Origin of the sequence: Oceanospirillum sp. (genome assembly GCF_048265165.1) — a bacterium.
Classification (GTDB): domain Bacteria; phylum Pseudomonadota; class Gammaproteobacteria; order Pseudomonadales; family Halomonadaceae; genus Oceanospirillum.
In genome coordinates, this window is the sequence record NZ_JBLXCD010000003.1 from 465,790 (window position 1) to 482,380 (window position 16,591).

Sequence of the window (16,591 nt, forward strand, 5' to 3'; positions counted from 1 at the left end):
AATTTCAGGCAAAAAAAATCCCGCATGCAGATGCGGGATTTTTTAGAATCTGGTGGGTCGTATAGGATTCGAACCTATGACCAATTGGTTAAAAGCCAACTGCTCTACCGACTGAGCTAACGACCCGATACTCATGGCTTTGATAAATACGTGACAACGCAGGATACCAAGCCAGCAAGTAAAATGGTGGGTCGTATAGGATTCGAACCTATGACCAATTGGTTAAAAGCCAACTGCTCTACCAACTGAGCTAACGACCCACGCCTTACTGAAAATAAACGATTAACTATCAGTAAGATAGATAAGTTGAATTGGTGGGTCGTATAGGATTCGAACCTATGACCAATTGGTTAAAAGCCAACTGCTCTACCAACTGAGCTAACGACCCATTCAACTTGGGGCGCATTATACGCAGCTTTTTAGGATGCGCAACCCCTTTTTTAAACTCTTTTTTTGTTTTTTATCAGAAACTTAATTCGGCCGGTGGTTTTTATTCACACTACGAATAGCACGAGTCTTTTTACGCTGGCGTTCGATGCGGTCATGGCTATCAATACTGCCTTTCACACGACGTTTTTCCAGACCCGCCATCTCAGACAGCTGATCGATCTCCTGTTGAGTCAGCTCGATCCACTCACCAGCACGGGCACGCTTATCCAGGAAAATACTGCCATAACGCACACGCTTAAGGCGACTTACAGTCAGCCCCTGAGACTCCCACAGACGGCGAACCTCACGGTTGCGGCCTTCCATGATCACCACATGAAACCAGGTATTAATACCCTCACCGCCAAACTCCTGCACATCGGTAAAGTTTGCCATGCCATCCTCCAGCATAACGCCCTCTACCATCGCTTTAACATGTTCAGGTTTTACATCCCCCATAACACGCACAGCATACTCACGCTCAACCTGCTGAGACGGATGCATCAGTCGGTTTGCCAACTCACCGTCCGTGGTGAATAACAATAGGCCGCTGGTGTTAATATCCAGACGACCAATGGAGATCCAGCGCTCACCTTTTAACTTCGGCAAGCGATCAAAAACAGTGCGGCGACCCTGTGGATCATGTCGGGTACAAAGCTCACCTTCTGGTTTGCTGTACATAATTACCCGGCGCGGCACCTCCTCTTCCGCCACCAGTTTTACCAGACGGCCATGTACAGTCACACGATCATTGATAGAGACGCGATCACCCAACTTAGCGGTCTGACCATTAATCGCCACTTCACCCGTCTCAATCAGGCGTTCCATCTCCCGACGGGAGCCCATACCGGTACGGGCCAGAACTTTTTGTAATTTCTCAGTTTTTACTTCGTTGATATCTTTCACAGAATTAACCTTTTATTCACTATCCGGTATCAGCGGCAATTCATCCACCGATACAACCTGTTCTGTTTTATCATGGGGCGCTGCATCAGTAACAACACCCTCTGAATTTGTTGGCTCACCTGGCATATTATTATCAGACACACCGGCCTGGCTTTCCTGCAATGCCCTCTGACTAAGGCGCTCATCAAAACGTTGACTCAGCTCTGAGAAGGTCAGCACTTCCGGCAGATCATCAAGATCCACATCCTGAACATCATCAGCCTCTTCATCGTCATACTCAGCAACCACACCCTGCGCTTCCATCTCAGCCTGGGCTTCTTCCATCATCTGACGACGTTTTTCTTCCTGAGCAGCCAGCATCTGTGCCTCTTCATCGGCGATCGCCTGTTGCTGCTCTTCCTGCATTTTGTCGCCAAGCTCCCGAATTACATTAAGAGTAGGCAACTCATCCAGTGTTTTAAGATTAAAGTAATCCAGAAAGTGCCGGGTCGTCGCGTACATCGCAGGACGGCCCGGAGCATCCCGGTAACCGACAACCCGTACCCACTCACGCTCCAGCAGTGTCTTCATAATAGAACTGCTGACGCTGACACCCCGAATATCTTCGATATCCCCACGGGTTACGGGCTGACGATAAGCGATCAATGCCAGCGTTTCCAGTAGCGCACGGGAATACTTCTGAGGGCGCTCAGTCCAAAGCCGTGCAATGCGGTTTGCATGTTCCTTCCGGGCCTGGATACGCCAACCACTGGCCACTTCAATCAGCTCAATACCTCGCCCCAAGTAGTCTGCACTTAATTGCTGCAAGACATCTATCAGCAGGCTTTTTGAAGGACGCTCATAATCGTCGAACAGCTCGGCAATCTGATCCAGCGCCAAAGGCTGATCCGACACCATTAAAATAGCCTCAATAACCGGTTTCAGCTGCTCAGTTTTCATCTGCTACCTCTTCAGACTTCTGGCTTTCAAAGCCTGTATCACCTTCTTCAAATTCACCGTCAGTCTCCAGGACGCCGTTAGGCCCAGCCTCATTCAGAATACGGGGGCGAACATGAATCGGACTGAACGGCTCATTCTGTACCAGTTCAATAGAGCGCGCTTTGATCAGTTCCATAATAGCCAGAAAGGTCACTACAACCCCCATACGCCCTTCCTCCAAAGTAAAGAGGCTTTCAAACGGATAAAAACGATCCTCCGTAAGACTATCCAGAATCTGGCTCATCCGCTCACGGGTGGACAGTGGCTCCAGCTCAATATGATGATGAGTCTGCAGCTCGGCACGCTGAACGACTAAAGCCATCGCCATCAGAATCTCCTGCAGATCCACTTCCGGCGGCGCGCGATAAACCTCAAATTCGGGAGCGGTCAGCTGAACCGGCGTCACATCTCGTTCAACCCGCGGTAGGGCATCCAGCTTCTCAGAGGCCTCTTTCAGCTGCTCGTATTCCTGCAAGCGACGCAATAGAGTTGCTGTCGGATCATCTTCATCTTCCAGCTCTTCATGTTGCCGCGGCAGTAAGCTGCGGGATTTAATCTCTGCCAGCAGTGCCGCCATAACCAGATACTCACCAGCCAGTTCGATCTGCAGGTCACGCATCAGATCCACATACTCCATGTACTGACGGGTGATCTCAGCGACGTTTACACGCAGAATATCCAAGTTCTGACGACGAATCAGATAAAGAAGCAGATCCAACGGACCTTCAAAAGCTTCCAGGAAAACCCGCAACGCTTCCGGAGGAATATAAAGATCCTGTGGCGGCTCGGTTACTGTTTCATCACCAATACGCGCCCAGAAATCAAGCTGTTCAGGTTCAACGGCTATGGACAAAGGCTAAACACTCCGTATTTACAGATGTTCCATTTTTTATCAGATAGCCTGGCTACGACACGGATAGAAACGCTCAGAACTGACCGGAAAGATCTAAAACTACAAGCGCCATAACACCTCAGCAAATTCAGCTGATAAGTCATCAGAGCCAGCGAGGATACATATCTGCTGCAGTCAACCATCCCGGCCGTCTGTCTCCCAGTGATGTACTGCCCTCCCGATCATGAATAATCCAGGCCGGAAAGCAGTTTAAAGAGGTGAGTGTGATAATAAATTATAGCGCATTCTAACATACAAAAAGACTCCAGCCAGATCACCAGAGCCCATCATAGATAAAATAGCCCTGAGACCTGAAATCAAGTGGCAAAGGGCTTTTACGCCAGAGAACAGAGATTACTCAAAGACGCTAACATCCCCTTTACCCACACGGATAATCTCCGGCGGCATCTCACGAACATCAACGACAGAGGTCACTTCCATAGAACAGGCCCCCCCATCGATGATCAGATCCAGAGCGTGCTCCAGTACATCACGAATTTCATATGCGTCGGTCTGCGGGTGCTCGTCATCCGGCAAAATCAGAGTGGTACTCATAATAGGCTCCCCCAGATGTTCCAGCAGAGCCAACGTAATGGCATGCTCCGGAATACGTACCCCGATGGAACGACGTTTTGGATGCAACAGAAGGCGCGGCACCTCCGTCGTGGCATCCAGAATAAAAGTATAAGGCCCCGGTGTATGGGCCTTCAGCAAACGGTACAAGCTGTTATCAACCTTAGCGTAAGTGGAGATATCTGACAGATCGCCGCACACCAGTGTAAAATTATGCTTCTGATCCAGCTGTCGGATACGCTTGATGCGCTCGACCGCCTTCTTATCACCAAGGTGACAACCCAGGGCATAACCGGAGTCCGTCGGGTAAGCAATTACCCCTCCCTTGCGGATAATCTCAACCGCCTGACGGATCAGGCGTTCCTGAGGATTATCCGGATGAATCTGAAAAAATTGGCTCATGGTCACATCCTCATCTATCGTTGTACTCATAACATGTCGTCATGCTTAATCCACTCAAGCCTATGACACGCTTTATTCACTAAAACAATTGCATTGTTTTTTGCTGGCTAAGGGCACCCCAAAGCAAGCAACTTTATTTTCTCAAGAAACAGCTATATTTTCTCAAGCAAACCTATGCTCAGGCTCTTACTCAGCCTGATGCTGTGCATTTTGCCAGAGTAGCCAGACCGGCTTAACTGTTTCAGGCAGATGATTCATTTTCCCCGGTTTCTGCCACTGGGTCTGAAAATGAAAGTCACTGCCTGCACTGGCCACTAAATCATACTCTTTCGCCAGCTGCGCCATATAGTTGGTTTGATCCCTGGACTGCTGAGCACCGGATACCACCTCCATGGCTTCCCCTCCTGCGTCTTTAAAAGCTTTCAGCAAGGCTCGGCGTTTCATATTTGTCATTTTATAGTGTAATGGGTGAGCAACCACAGCAACACCACCCGCAGCTTTAATCCACTCAACAGCCTTATCCACCGTCGGCCAAAGGCTTTTCACATCACCTTTTTTACCCGCCCCCAGATACTTTTTAAAGGCTTCCGGCATATTGGAAACCACACCTTCATCCACCAGTACCTGAGCAAAATGAGGTCGTCCGAGCTCAGCGCCATTTGCCTTTGCTTCAGCCTTACCCAGAAAATCCTCAACCCCCAAAGTACTGAGTTTTTCAGCGATAATCTCTGCCCTTTTGCGCCGCGCAGCCTGCTGTTCTTTTAAACCGGCAATCAGCACAGGATGGTCAATATCCAGGTTCAACCCCACAATATGAACATTACAACCACTCCAGGTGGTCGATATCTCAACACCAGCGATCAGATCAATACCTACTTTTAAAGCAGCCTGACGGGCCTCGGGAATCCCCTGCACCGTATCGTGGTCAGTCAGGGACAAAGTATGTACACCTTCACTGGAGGCCAACTGCACCAACTCCGTTGGCGAGAGCCGACCGTCAGAACAGGTAGAATGGCTGTGCAGATCAAATCCGGACCAATATGCGTTCATGGAAAACCTTTTTCAGAAAAAATACTCAAAATGCTCCTGCACCTGATAATAAGTCATTCAAAGACACAAGCGGAACAGCCTTTATTTGAGGGCATTACTGTAAAATAACAGCTCAACGTGCGAAGATTGCTCAAACTAAAACCCTTAGAGATCTGATAAGCGAATCCTTCAGATCTCTTCCTAACTGAGTATGAAAGACTCTCGTCTATAACACCATGAAATTACTCTTAGATTTTTTCCCAATTGCCATCTTCTTTGGTGTTTACCACTACACCAAGGATATGATTCTGGCCACCGCCGTTCTGATTCCCGCGACCATTATTCAGATCGCCATCTCTTGGTTTAAAACCCGTAAGATCGAAAAGATGCACGTAGTGACTTTAGTTCTTATTATTGTGATGGGTGGAGCAACCGTGCTACTACAGGATAAAAGTTTTATCCAGTGGAAACCTACCGTAGTTAACTGGCTGTTTGCCGGTGCTTTTCTCGGTAGTTATGTGATCGGAAAAAAACCACTGATCCAGCGTATGATGGAGAGCCAAATCAGCCTGCCTGTTGTTCAGTGGAATATACTGAATGCCTACTGGATCATCTTCTTTCTGGCTATGGGCGCAATTAATATTGCGGTATTTACCTTTTACAGTGAAGAAACCTGGGTCAATTTTAAACTATTCGGTATGTTAGGACTGACACTGGCGTTCATTATTATTCAGGGCATTTGGCTGACCCGGCATATTAAAACCGATGATCAACCCGTCAGTGAAGAGAATAAAGAACTCCCCTAAAGCCGAAGCCAAAAGATTCGGCGGCACTGCAAACGACAGAGGAATACAAGCTATGCTTTACGCGTTTATTTGCCAGGATAAAGAAGGCACTCAGGCACAACGACTGGAAGCTCGTCCAGCTCATCTTGAGCGCCTGCAACAACTACAGAATGAAGGCCGCCTGATTCTGGCTGGCCCACACCCGGCCATCGACAGTAACGACCCCGGTGATGCAGGTTTTACCGGTAGTCTGGTTGTTGCAGAATTTGCAACGCTGACAGATGCTCAGGAGTGGGCTAATGCAGACCCTTACTTTGCTGCCGGTGTTTATGAACAAGTCACCGTTAAGCCATTCCGCAAAGTTCTCCCTTAACAAAACATGCCTCAGCCTGCGACTAACCGGCTGAAAAGGTAAAGAAGTTTCAAAAACGGGTTTGCTTTTTGCGCCCGTTTTTGCCTTCCAGAGCCACGAGTTAACCACATGAATTTCTGAACTTTTTTAACTTTTCCAACAGTTTCTGTGGATAACTTTGTGGATCTAAGCAGGATAGGAAGCGCAAACGGTTGTGCGGTATAGCAGAGACTCAGATTGTCTATTTTTTAACCAGCACCAACCGTTTTAATCCTCGCGACGATTCCTGAATTAAGACCTGCTTTTCACTTATCGAACAAAACGACAGACTCCAACCCGGACCACACATCTATGGCGAATAATCACTACCAAACTCTGAACCAGGCCAAGCTTCACTGGGACGAAAGTCAACGGCCGATCTCTCAGGCTTTCGATGATGTTTATTTTTCCAAAGCCAGTGGTCTGGATGAAACCCGCTATGTTTTTCTGCAACACAATGGCTTGCCGGAACGCTGGCAGGATGCTGAGTTTGCCCTGCGTCCCTTTGTGATTGCTGAAACCGGATTTGGTACCGGTCTGAATTTCCTCTGTACCTGGCAGGCTTTTATACAATTTGCTCCAGAGGACGCCCGCCTGCACTTTGTTTCTGTCGAGAAATTTCCCCTAAACATTAGCGACCTTGAGCAGTCCCTTGCCCTTTGGCCTGGGCTAAAACCTCTTGCGGACCAGTTAATCGCGGCTTATCCGCTCCCGATCCCAGGGTTCCACCGTCGCCACTTTGAGAGTGGCCGGGTACAGCTGACGTTACTGCAGGGTGATGCAAGCGAATGCTTCTCCGCTCTTGAAGCCAACGTAAATGCCTGGTTTCTGGATGGTTTTGCCCCCGCCAAAAACCCAGAGATGTGGACACCAGAGCTGTTTCAGGCGATCCGCCGCTTGAGCGGTCACGGCACAACGGTCGCCACTTTTACCGCTGCTGGTATCGTGCGTAACGGGCTAAAAGGTGCTGGTTTTGAGGTGCATAAGGTGAAGGGCTTTGGCCGCAAACGCCATATGGTGTGTGGTGAGCTGATTCTGGATGCCGAAGGCAACCCAGTACAAAGCGTTAATCCGGCACCGGATGTGATTCCGGTAGAACCTTTACCTTTGGCAACCCCCTGGCAGGAGACACCTTGGTTCCGTTTTCCCCTGCATCACGCCGCTGGTAAAAAAAGCGCCAAGAGCAAAGAGCATATCGCCGTGATCGGTGCCGGTATCGCAGGTACAACAACCGCTTATGCTCTGGCGCAGCAGGGGTTTCAGGTCAGTCTGATCGAGCAACACAACAGCGCAGGACAGGAAGGCTCGGGTAACCGCCAGGGCGTGCTCTACATTAAGCTTGGCACAGAACCCTCTGCCCATAGCCGTTTCTATCTCAGTGGTTTTGAGTTTTCCCGTCATTATTTTGCTGTACTTCAGAACCGGCTCACTGAGACCGATTTTACCCAGCTTATCTGGCAACCCTGTGGCGTGCTCCAGATGGCTCATACCGATAAAGAGGTGAAGCGCCAGCAGAGCTTTATGGCCCGTAATCAGTTCCCACTGGAGCTGCTGCAGGCGGTTTCAGCAGCAGAAGCATCTGAGCTAAGCGGCACCCCCTTGCATCACAGTGGCCTCTGGTTTCCGAAAGCGGGCTGGGCGCGACCGAATCTGATCTGCCAACAGCTTAGCCGGCATCGGAATATCAGCCTGATCACGGGGCAGTTTGTGGATAAGCTGCAGGATACAGAAACCGGTTGGCAGCTAATGGACAAAGCGGGTGAAAGCCTACTCAGCACCGATCAGGTAGTAATCGCTTGTGCTGCCAGCGCCAAACATTTTGCCCAAACCTCATGGCTGCCCACTAAAGCGATTCGTGGTCAGACCACCTATCTGGCAACCCAAGCACAAACACCGGAACTGAAAACCGTCATCTGCCATGAAGGCTATATCGCCCCGGCGATCGACAACGCCCTGTGTTTGGGAGCAAGTTTCAACCTGAAAGATGAAGAAACCGAACTGCGCGACAGCGACCAGCAGCACAACCTTGAGTTAATGCGACAGGCGATGCCGAAGTTTTCCAGCCAGCTTAAGGAAGCCGGAGTCGATACCGAGGCGCTGAACGGCAAGGTAGGTTTCCGCTGTGCCAGCCCGGACTATGTACCGCTCACCGGCCCGGTGCCGGTTTATGAAACCATGCTGGAACGCTTTGCTCTACTACGCCATGACGCAACAAAAGTACCGGATGCAGCACCGGCATACTACCCGAACCTATGGCTGAATACCGGGCATGGTTCCCGGGGCTTAGCCAGCACCCCCTTATGTGCCGAGGTACTGGCCGCTTACATCGCAGAGCAACCTATGCCACTGGAACGGGAACTGGTCAACGCTCTGCAACCCAGTCGCTTTATTATTCGCGGTCTGATTCGGGGTCGGTTGTAAGCCGATGTCAGGAACTGCACTAGAGTTTATTCTGATCCTACTGACACTGTTAGTGGCAATAAGCATACTGATCGGGAGTTTACGGGCGGGTATCAGCCCTATGCCCAGCTCCCGGAAAGCTCACAGAGCCGTATTTGAAATGCTGGAGCGGACAGCACCGGATAACCAACAGACACTCACGCTGATCGACTGCGGCTCAGGCTGGGGACATCTGCTATTTAAACTTGCCCATCATTACCCGAACGCCCGGGTAATCGGTTACGAAATGTCATTTATACCTTGGATAACGAGCTATCTGCTTGCCCGTTTTTTCCTTTTGAGAAACGTGACAATCTACCGGAAAAACTTTTTGTCCCAAGCCCTTCCCATATCGCTGTACAAAGGCGATATTTTATTCACCTACCTTTACCCTAAAGGGATGGAAAAACTGGCTAAGCAGCTGGCAGCAGAGAATCAAAACACAGCCCTGAGCAGCACGAATCAAAGTAGCCCATGGCCGCTGCAGTTGATCAGCATCTGCTTTGCCTTGCCAGGGTTTGAAGCACAAGAGCGGCAGGTTCTGGCAGACTTCTACCAGTCTCACATCTACCGCTACACACTGAATCGCTAACCCTCCACAGCAGAGCTCAGCCTCAGACGTCCGGCACTCACATGATCCAGATCACCGGAAGCAGTCTTTGTACACCAGTCATACCGTTGGGAGTGATAGCAGTACCGCCCAGAATCAGCCTGATACGGCAAGCTTGCATCGCCCCCGCTGTCGCCACTTGTTCGCTTATCAGAACCCATACATACTCCTTAAAAGCCTTTGGTGTAGGCCACAGCATCATGGGGATGCAGGCTCTCTAAGTGTCTGACACTCACCTCAATCCCTTGATAGCCTTCGGAAAGTGCTTCCTGTATACGACGGGCAGCATCTTCAACGTACATCAGGTTCTGACCATTCAATAGTGCAAAAGCCTGCTCATCAGCCCGTTTAACCGCCGTTTGCACTGGGGTTGCTAAAGCCTGCTCCGTACGGTCGATCAGAGGCATCAGGCCAAAACCTTCCTCAGCAGCGTCTAACGACACCTGAACAGAAGCAACGCTGCGCTGACTATGGGGGGTTGCGTAAGTTGCATGGGTCTCCAGCCAATCAGAAACCACTTCCGTTGTCAGTTGCTCGCCAGAGAAACGCTCCCTGAAGTGACTGGCAATCAGCTGTCGGGCCAGGGCGGCAGAACAGGGGCAGGTGGAGGAGTATTCAATCTGAACCGCAGCACTGAGCTGCAACACGCCCTGCTGCAGAACCGCTTCGATTTTAACCGGATAGGCTTTCCAACCTGCAAGCCCGGGCGTACTGAGTGCCGACCGCCGGGCAAGCATTTTAAACCCGATCACCAGCCGTGCACTATCTGTACCGCAGTCGCTATGACTGATGACCATCTGTTCCAGTACCGTTTTCAAATCTGCAGAGGTCACGCTATCTTGCTGTGATAACCCATCCAGCATCCTGTAGATACGTGACATATGGATACCTTTCACCGTCACATCCGGCAGATTCACCTGAGCTGCAACAGAAGCATGAAGCGGTGCAGAGCCCTCCGGCTCGGAAAGACTCAAAGGGATATCAATGCCGCTCATACCGACCCACTCAAGGGGCGTACGTATATTTGAAAGCTGATGACGCGCTACATCGGGCAATTCCTGATTCATGTTATGCCTTATAGGTTAAAAAGGATTACTTTGATTGACACTGTTCAAGTGCCGTCATCAGTCGTGTTAATAATTTGAAGTAATGTTCAGTCGGGTCATTAATATCAGCTCCCAGAGGATCCATCACCCCTATTGTTTCTACGGTGGAGCCTTCAAAAACAGTGCTCACCATCCGGGGGTTATATTGGGGTTCCGTAAAAGCACAGCGTACACCCCACTCTGCAACCCTGTTTTGGATCTCCCGGATCCGGGCCGGGCTGGGATCTGAAGCATCGGACAGAGAGATAGCTCCGGCGGCCATTAAGCCAAAACGGCGTTCAAGGTACTGGTAAGCATCATGAAAAACGATAAAGCGAATCCCCTTAAGCTGCTCTGCCCGTTTATTCATGGACACAATCAGCTGATCTAAAGAGGTCACTAGTTCTGCGGCATTACGCTGATAAAGAGCGGCATGCTCGGGGTCAACCTCAGACAGGTTTTGGGCAATATCCTTAGCCCATACCTTGGCGTTCACCGGATCTAACCAGGTATGGGGATCATATTGACCGTGATGATGTTCATGGTGTGCTTCTTCGTCGTGATGTTCATCATGCACCCCATCCGAATGATGGTCTTCATCTCCGTCGTCGTCATGGTGGCTATGAGCCTCGAAAGTCGCCCCCTGTCTGAATCCATGCCGGACGGTCTCTGTCAGCTCCAGCATCTCAACTTTGTGGGCTGAAGGTGCCAGATTCTGCAGCGAGCTTTCCAGCCAGGGTGTAAGATCTTCGCTGATCCAAAAAACAACGTCGGCCTCTGACAGTGCCTTCGCTTCCGAAGGCCTCAGGCTGTATCGATGGGGTGATGCTTCAGGCTGAATCAACAGCTTAGGTTGCTCAACCCCTTTCATCACCTGGCTGACCAATGAATGAAGAGGCGCAATATCAACAACAACTTTCGGAGTTGAGGCCCAGCTGCTAAAAGATATAAGGCTTAAAAAAAAGCCCGCAATAAAAGATGAACGAGGCATCAGAAAGGTTCTCCGGTGAACGCTATTTAGGGTTAAAACGTGAAACTATTAATGTTATGTTATAACATAACTTAAGAATTAAAAACCTAAGGATCATAGATGCTGATTGAAGCCTGTAATATTGATGTCCGAATTAGCAACAAATTGATTCTGAAATCGATCAGCCTTCAGGTTGAAAAAGGCCGCATCATCACGGTGATTGGCCCCAATGGCTCAGGGAAATCCACCTTACTTAAAACACTGATTGGGGCAATAACACCTGTAACAGGTACTCTGATAAAAGCCCCGGAGTTATCCATTGGGTATGTCCCGCAACGCTTGCATATTGACGAAACGCTGCCCATGACCGTCAAACGATTTCTGCAGTTACCCCATAAAATATCCGCAAAACGTCTGCAAAATGCGATATCAGAAGCGGGGGCTTCCGGCCTGATAAATCAGCAATTGAATAGCCTGTCCGGCGGCCAGCTACAGCGGGTATTGCTGGCTAGGGCACTGCTGACGGACCCGAACCTATTATTACTGGACGAGCCTACCCAAGGGCTGGACCGCAAGGGTACCGCAGACTTTTACCGCCAGCTGAATCAACTGCGTCAGAAACTTAACTGCGCCATTTTACTGGTTAGCCATGATCTTCAGGTGGTTATGCGCCAGTCAGACCAGGTGATCTGTCTGAACGGTCAGATCTGCTGCCAGGGCAAGCCGGAGGATGTCGGCAGCTCAGACACCTTCAAGTCCCTGTTTGGTTTAGATGATGATGCTGACACCCTTGCTCTCTATCGTCATCACCCTCATTCCCCGGCGACAGATTCCCAGCTTTCATGAATCAGGAGATTAAACATGCTGGATGACTTTATTATCAGAGCAGCACTGGCCGGTATCGGAGTCTCTCTGGCAGCCGCTCCCCTGGGTTGTTTTGTTGTTTGGCGACGTATGGCGTACTTTGGCGATGCCACCGCCCATGCCGCCATGTTAGGTGTTGCCTTGTCTCTGGCCCTGTCCACGCCGGTTTTTGCTGGAGTACTGCTGATCACATTACTGATGGCCGTTACCGTGTCACTGCTCAGTGGACGCAGTTATGCAATGGATACCTTACTGGGGGTGATGGCGCACTCAGCATTGGCCATCGGTTTGGTCGCTGTTTCTTTTCTGGACGGAATACGTATTGACCTGATGGCCTATCTGTTTGGTGATATTCTGGCGGTTGGCAAGCTTGATCTGGCGATTATCTGGGGAGGTGCACTCTTGGTGCTTATCATGGTGGGCTACCGCTGGTCGGCCCTGCTACTGGCCACTATAAACCCTGACCTGGCCAGAGCCAGCGGCATTTCACCTCAACGGGAGCAGCTTGTGCTGACGCTCGCTCTTGCCATCGTTGTTGCCGTTGCCATCAAAGTCGTTGGTGTTCTTCTGATCGCAGCTCTGTTAATTATCCCAGCAGCCACCGCGCGCCCTTTCAGCCAAACACCTGAAGCGATGGCTCTGATCGCTGCACTTATCGGTGTTTTCGCAAATATAGCCGGACTGACAGGTTCTTATCACCTGGATACCCCCACAGGCCCAACCATCGTCTGTGTGATCGCCGCTCTTTTTGTTCTGCTAAATCTGTTTAAAAGCCTGATCCAAAAGACAGACGCTCTGTTAGCCCGTATGATGCCATCTCGTACATCAGAACAACTCGGCCTCACTGACACAAGCAAGGATTAGAGCCCGCTATGATCTTCAACAGAGTTCCGTTTTTTACATCACTGCATAAAGTTCTACTTGTTATCGCATGCCTTATGCTGGCACTGGCCGTCATAGCACCATCAGACCAAACAGCTATAACCCTGGCTCCCGTTTTTTCCGTAAGCTCCGACAAATCAGTCAACGAGCCATCTAGCCCACCAGAGAATAAAGCGGTTCTTCAGGACGAAACAAAAGGCCAATGGCTGGTAAAGCCCGGAGACAATCTAAGCTATATTTTTCAGGAAAATGGCATACCTGCTTCAGTACTGCACAAAGTTATGCAGGCAGACACCCAGTACCTGGATCTGGAAACGCTGCAACCGGGAGTTCGCCTTGGCCTCGATCTGACCGATAACGGCACCCTAGCCCAGCTAACACTCTATCGCGACCCGGCCCGAAAAATCACTTATACCCGACAAATTGACGGCACTTACCAGCATCAGGAGCAGCAAGCGAAAACCTATTGGGTTTCAGAGGTTTACCGGGGAGATATCCAAGGCAGCTTTTATCTTTCTGCAAAAGGTGTCGGGCTGGGGCAATCTCAGATCGCTCTGATCAGCCAGCTATTAAGCTACCAGCTTAACTTCAGACGTGACCTTAGAGCAGGAGATCACTTTACAGCCGTTATCGGGCGGGAGATGACCGGTCAGGTTGAAACAGGCCAAACCCGAATAGAGTCCGTATCCTTGCAACGCCGTCAACGCACCCATTACGTTTTCCAGTTTAAAGGCCACTACTATGATGAGAAAGGAGAAAGTGTTACTCCGGCATTTCTACGTTGGCCAACCTCAAAAAGATACCGCATCAGCTCATCCTTTAATAAAAATCGTCTGCACCCGATAACCAAACGCCGATCACCGCACCATGGCGTAGATCTGGCAACGCCAACAGGAACAGCGATTCTCAGTACAGGTGACGGGGTTGTTAAGCGTATCGGCAACCACCCTTTCGCGGGTAAATATATCGATATTGACCATGGTGGCAGTTATAAAACCCGCTACCTGCACCTGAGCCGTATACAGGTAAAAAGAGGCTCACAGGTAAAAAGAGGTCAGCGGATTGCACTATCCGGCAATACAGGCCGCAGTACAGGAGCTCATCTTCATTTTGAACTGCATATTGATGGTCGCCCTGTTAATCCCGTGACCGCCAAAATACCAACGGCCGCCGCCATCAAGCCTCAGGATATAGCTGAATTCTCAGCACTGCGCGAACAGAAAATGGCGGTTATGGAACAGGCGGCCAGCATGTCAGAGCTGCAAACGGCGCAAAACAGCCGGGAATTTTGATCCCGGCCAGCGGGCAAAAATCATCACATTACCCAGCACCACCAGCCCAAAGCCCACCAGAGAGAGTTCTGTCCACTGATAGTCCTCATAGAAGGTTGAAATGGTCAGAGCCACCGCCGGAAACATCACGGTACTATAGGCCGCTTTATCCGCACCAATACGCCCAACTAGGATCAGATAGGCCGTGAAACCGATCACGGTACCGGGAATCGCCAGATACAATAATGAACTGATATAACCGGTTTCCCAACTGAAGGTCAAAGGCACACCCTGCAGCAGAATAATCACACTCATCATCAACACGCCGTAGAACATACTCCAGGCATTGGTGGTTGTCGTTTTAAGCCCTTTTTTCTGATGACGAACCGATACCATATTGCCACTGGAAAAAAACCAGGTACCTAATGCAGCAAGTCCCATACCCAGCAGCACATCCGTATTAAAGCCCCCGTCTGTAATCTGCGGCCAAAACAGTGCGGCTACTCCCGCAAGACCGAGGCAAGACCCCAACACCGTACGCAACGCCGGACGCAAACCAAACCAAAGACGGTTGTTGATCACATTCATCACCGTAGCCATGGAGAAAATCACAGAAGCAAGGCCACTACTGATATAACCCGTGGCGGTATAGATACAGAAGAAGTTAAAGCAAAACAGACAGCACCCCTGAATAAAGCAGAACAGATGGTCGCTGCGCTCAATCTTTTGCAAACGGCGGCTTAACAGCAGCACCGCAAACAGCACCAGCGCCGCCAATGAAAAGCGGTAAAGAATCGAAGCCTGAATTGCCACCTCACCTAACTGGAGTTTGATCGCAATCCAGGTAGTCCCCCAGATCAGAACCGTCAGCAGATATAAGCCCGTATTTACCATAAGTGTTTACCTGTCAGGTGCGTGCACCGGTTATTAAAGCGCGAGTATCTGCGGTAACCATTCAAAAAGATTACAGATTACTGCGCCTTTATCGAATTCTTGCGTTTTTTATCGACATCAAGGGGTTAGCGCCATAACAAGCGCTGCTAAAAGCTTGCCTGCCCATAAGGCCGCGAGTAGCATGTCCTGCCTGCAATCAGTTTTCTCATAGGCTTTTTGTGTCCGAAAAAATTTACCCAGACACACCTTCTGTCTCGCAACCGGTATTCCAATGCCTGTCCAACACTCAGGCGCAGCTGGAAAACCATACCGAGCTATGCAACGGTTCCAGCGCTGCCATCTGGCGACGGGAAGAGAGTGATCTTACCCGCTATCAGCATCCGGGCCACCACACACTAAGTTGTTATTTGGGTGGCGGCCATGCCATTCGCCGCTTATTTACCCATCGCACGCAAGGCGGAGGCGGCCCCGGTCGTATCTGCCTGATGCCGGGGGACGGTGATTCCCACTGGGATGTGAACGGCTCGATTCAATTTATGCATCTCTATTTTTCTGAGCAGCATCTAAAGGATCTGGCGGGGAGAATTCAAGACAAAAGCAGCGACCACCTGCAGCTGCAGGATATGACCTTTATAGAAGATAGCTGGATCAGCAATCTGTGCCAGCAGGTGATACGTCCGCTGAACTGGCAGGACAACGCCGACCGCATCGCCCTAAGTAGCGCCAGCGATATGCTGATGGTTCATCTATTGAAGAATTATTGCGGGAATTACACCAGTCTACCGGAAAGTAAGGGCGGGCTATCGCCTTACCTGCAGCGACAACTTTTGGACTATATCGAACAGCACCTCGATCATCCGCTAACACTGCAGGAGTTGGCGGCTTTTGCTCAACTGAGCGAGTATCACTTTGCCCGTATGTTTAAAGTCAGCTTCGGGCAGGCTCCTCATCAGTACGTCACCGAACGACGGCTCAACCGCGCCGCCGACCTGATACGTAATAAACGGCTTTCACTGGCAGAGATCGCCCTACAGTGCGGCTTCTCCAGCCAAAGCCATTTTAGCCAGCGGTTTAAACAGTTTTATCATGTCACCCCAGCGCAGTACCGGAAGGGGCATTGAACCTTTAAAAGATGCTCATCGTTAAAAGTCGGACACTCAACTACTGCATCTAGACTAATAAATTAGGGATTGA

17 protein-coding genes and 3 tRNA genes are annotated in these 16,591 nt (G+C 50.1%); 8 read left to right on the forward strand and 12 right to left on the reverse strand.

Annotated features, from left to right (window positions below):
- Positions 1 to 50: 50 nt before the first annotated feature.
- From ACN0R8_RS09175 to ACN0R8_RS09210, 8 genes are all read right to left on the reverse strand, one after another.
- Positions 51 to 126 (reverse strand) — tRNA-Lys (locus tag ACN0R8_RS09175).
- A 58-nt stretch (positions 127 to 184) separates the two neighbouring features.
- Positions 185 to 260, reverse strand: a tRNA-Lys gene (locus ACN0R8_RS09180).
- Between the two features lie 52 nt (positions 261 to 312).
- A tRNA-Lys gene (locus ACN0R8_RS09185) sits at positions 313 to 388 on the reverse strand.
- Between the two features lie 83 nt (positions 389 to 471).
- Positions 472 to 1,272: a 23S rRNA pseudouridine(2605) synthase RluB gene (gene rluB / locus ACN0R8_RS09190; protein ID WP_077243365.1), complete on the reverse strand. Its 801-nt coding sequence runs from the start codon at positions 1,270 to 1,272 to the stop codon at positions 472 to 474.
- A gap of 72 nt (positions 1,273 to 1,344) precedes the next feature.
- Entirely contained in the window at positions 1,345 to 2,271 is a 927-nt protein-coding gene (gene scpB, locus ACN0R8_RS09195) for an SMC-Scp complex subunit ScpB (RefSeq protein ID WP_417596773.1), read from the reverse strand.
- Complete coding sequence (locus tag ACN0R8_RS09200) at positions 2,261 to 3,163, reverse strand: segregation and condensation protein A (protein ID WP_417596774.1); 903 nt, start codon at positions 3,161 to 3,163, stop codon at positions 2,261 to 2,263. The genes scpB and ACN0R8_RS09200 overlap by 11 nt, the downstream gene beginning before the upstream one ends.
- 393 nt (positions 3,164 to 3,556) lie before the next feature.
- The gene (locus tag ACN0R8_RS09205) at positions 3,557 to 4,177 is read right to left on the reverse strand and encodes an L-threonylcarbamoyladenylate synthase (RefSeq protein ID WP_417596775.1); all 621 of its coding nucleotides are present in this window, start codon (positions 4,175 to 4,177) and stop codon (positions 3,557 to 3,559) included.
- 186 nt (positions 4,178 to 4,363) lie between these two features.
- Positions 4,364 to 5,227, reverse strand: coding sequence for a PHP domain-containing protein (locus ACN0R8_RS09210; protein WP_417596776.1), 864 nt, complete (start codon positions 5,225 to 5,227; stop codon positions 4,364 to 4,366).
- Between the two features lie 215 nt (positions 5,228 to 5,442).
- Here ACN0R8_RS09210 and ACN0R8_RS09215 point away from each other — a divergent pair, with 215 nt between their 5' ends.
- The 4 genes from ACN0R8_RS09215 (at position 5,443) to ACN0R8_RS09230 (ending at position 9,413) form a co-directional block, all read left to right on the forward strand.
- Positions 5,443 to 6,012 (forward strand): septation protein A, encoded by a 570-nt coding sequence (locus ACN0R8_RS09215; protein ID WP_417596777.1) that lies wholly within the window; start codon positions 5,443 to 5,445, stop codon positions 6,010 to 6,012.
- A gap of 52 nt (positions 6,013 to 6,064) precedes the next feature.
- Positions 6,065 to 6,364, forward strand: coding sequence for a YciI family protein (locus tag ACN0R8_RS09220; RefSeq protein WP_417596778.1), 300 nt, complete (start codon positions 6,065 to 6,067; stop codon positions 6,362 to 6,364).
- Positions 6,365 to 6,694: 330 nt separating this feature from the next.
- Complete coding sequence (gene mnmC / locus ACN0R8_RS09225) at positions 6,695 to 8,803, forward strand: bifunctional tRNA (5-methylaminomethyl-2-thiouridine)(34)-methyltransferase MnmD/FAD-dependent 5-carboxymethylaminomethyl-2-thiouridine(34) oxidoreductase MnmC (RefSeq protein WP_417596779.1); 2,109 nt, start codon at positions 6,695 to 6,697, stop codon at positions 8,801 to 8,803.
- Positions 8,804 to 8,807: 4 nt separating this feature from the next.
- On the forward strand, positions 8,808 to 9,413 hold the full coding sequence (locus tag ACN0R8_RS09230) for a hypothetical protein (RefSeq protein ID WP_417596780.1): 606 nt from the start codon (positions 8,808 to 8,810) through the stop codon (positions 9,411 to 9,413).
- Here the strand turns inward: ACN0R8_RS09230 and ACN0R8_RS09235 are convergent.
- From ACN0R8_RS09235 to ACN0R8_RS09245, 3 genes are read right to left on the reverse strand one after another with little or no spacing between them, the layout of a single operon-like run.
- Positions 9,410 to 9,592, reverse strand: coding sequence for a hypothetical protein (locus ACN0R8_RS09235; RefSeq protein WP_417596781.1), 183 nt, complete (start codon positions 9,590 to 9,592; stop codon positions 9,410 to 9,412). The genes ACN0R8_RS09230 and ACN0R8_RS09235 overlap by 4 nt on opposite strands.
- A 9-nt stretch (positions 9,593 to 9,601) precedes the next feature.
- Positions 9,602 to 10,498 (reverse strand): GTP cyclohydrolase FolE2, encoded by an 897-nt coding sequence (gene folE2 / locus ACN0R8_RS09240; protein ID WP_417596782.1) that lies wholly within the window; start codon positions 10,496 to 10,498, stop codon positions 9,602 to 9,604.
- A gap of 25 nt (positions 10,499 to 10,523) precedes the next feature.
- Entirely contained in the window at positions 10,524 to 11,507 is a 984-nt protein-coding gene (locus ACN0R8_RS09245; RefSeq protein WP_417596783.1) for a zinc ABC transporter substrate-binding protein, read from the reverse strand.
- Between the two features lie 99 nt (positions 11,508 to 11,606).
- Here ACN0R8_RS09245 and ACN0R8_RS09250 point away from each other — a divergent pair, with 99 nt between their 5' ends.
- From ACN0R8_RS09250 to ACN0R8_RS09260, 3 genes are read left to right on the forward strand one after another with little or no spacing between them, the layout of a single operon-like run.
- On the forward strand, positions 11,607 to 12,332 hold the full coding sequence (locus ACN0R8_RS09250; protein WP_417596784.1) for an ATP-binding cassette domain-containing protein: 726 nt from the start codon (positions 11,607 to 11,609) through the stop codon (positions 12,330 to 12,332).
- 15 nt (positions 12,333 to 12,347) lie between these two features.
- Complete coding sequence (locus ACN0R8_RS09255; RefSeq protein WP_417596785.1) at positions 12,348 to 13,214, forward strand: metal ABC transporter permease; 867 nt, start codon at positions 12,348 to 12,350, stop codon at positions 13,212 to 13,214.
- 8 nt (positions 13,215 to 13,222) lie between these two features.
- A complete protein-coding gene (locus ACN0R8_RS09260; protein WP_417596786.1) occupies positions 13,223 to 14,524 on the forward strand; it encodes a peptidoglycan DD-metalloendopeptidase family protein in 1,302 nt (433 codons plus the stop codon).
- Here ACN0R8_RS09260 and ACN0R8_RS09265 read toward each other — a convergent pair.
- Positions 14,486 to 15,397, reverse strand: a complete 912-nt coding sequence (locus ACN0R8_RS09265) for a DMT family transporter (protein ID WP_417596787.1) — start codon at positions 15,395 to 15,397, stop codon at positions 14,486 to 14,488. The two genes, ACN0R8_RS09260 and ACN0R8_RS09265, sit on opposite strands and share 39 nt — an antisense overlap.
- Positions 15,398 to 15,615: 218 nt before the next feature.
- On the opposite strand from ACN0R8_RS09265, the gene ACN0R8_RS09270 reads away from it, so the two are divergent.
- A complete protein-coding gene (locus ACN0R8_RS09270; RefSeq protein WP_417596788.1) occupies positions 15,616 to 16,518 on the forward strand; it encodes a helix-turn-helix domain-containing protein in 903 nt (300 codons plus the stop codon).
- Positions 16,519 to 16,591 lie beyond the last annotated feature (73 nt).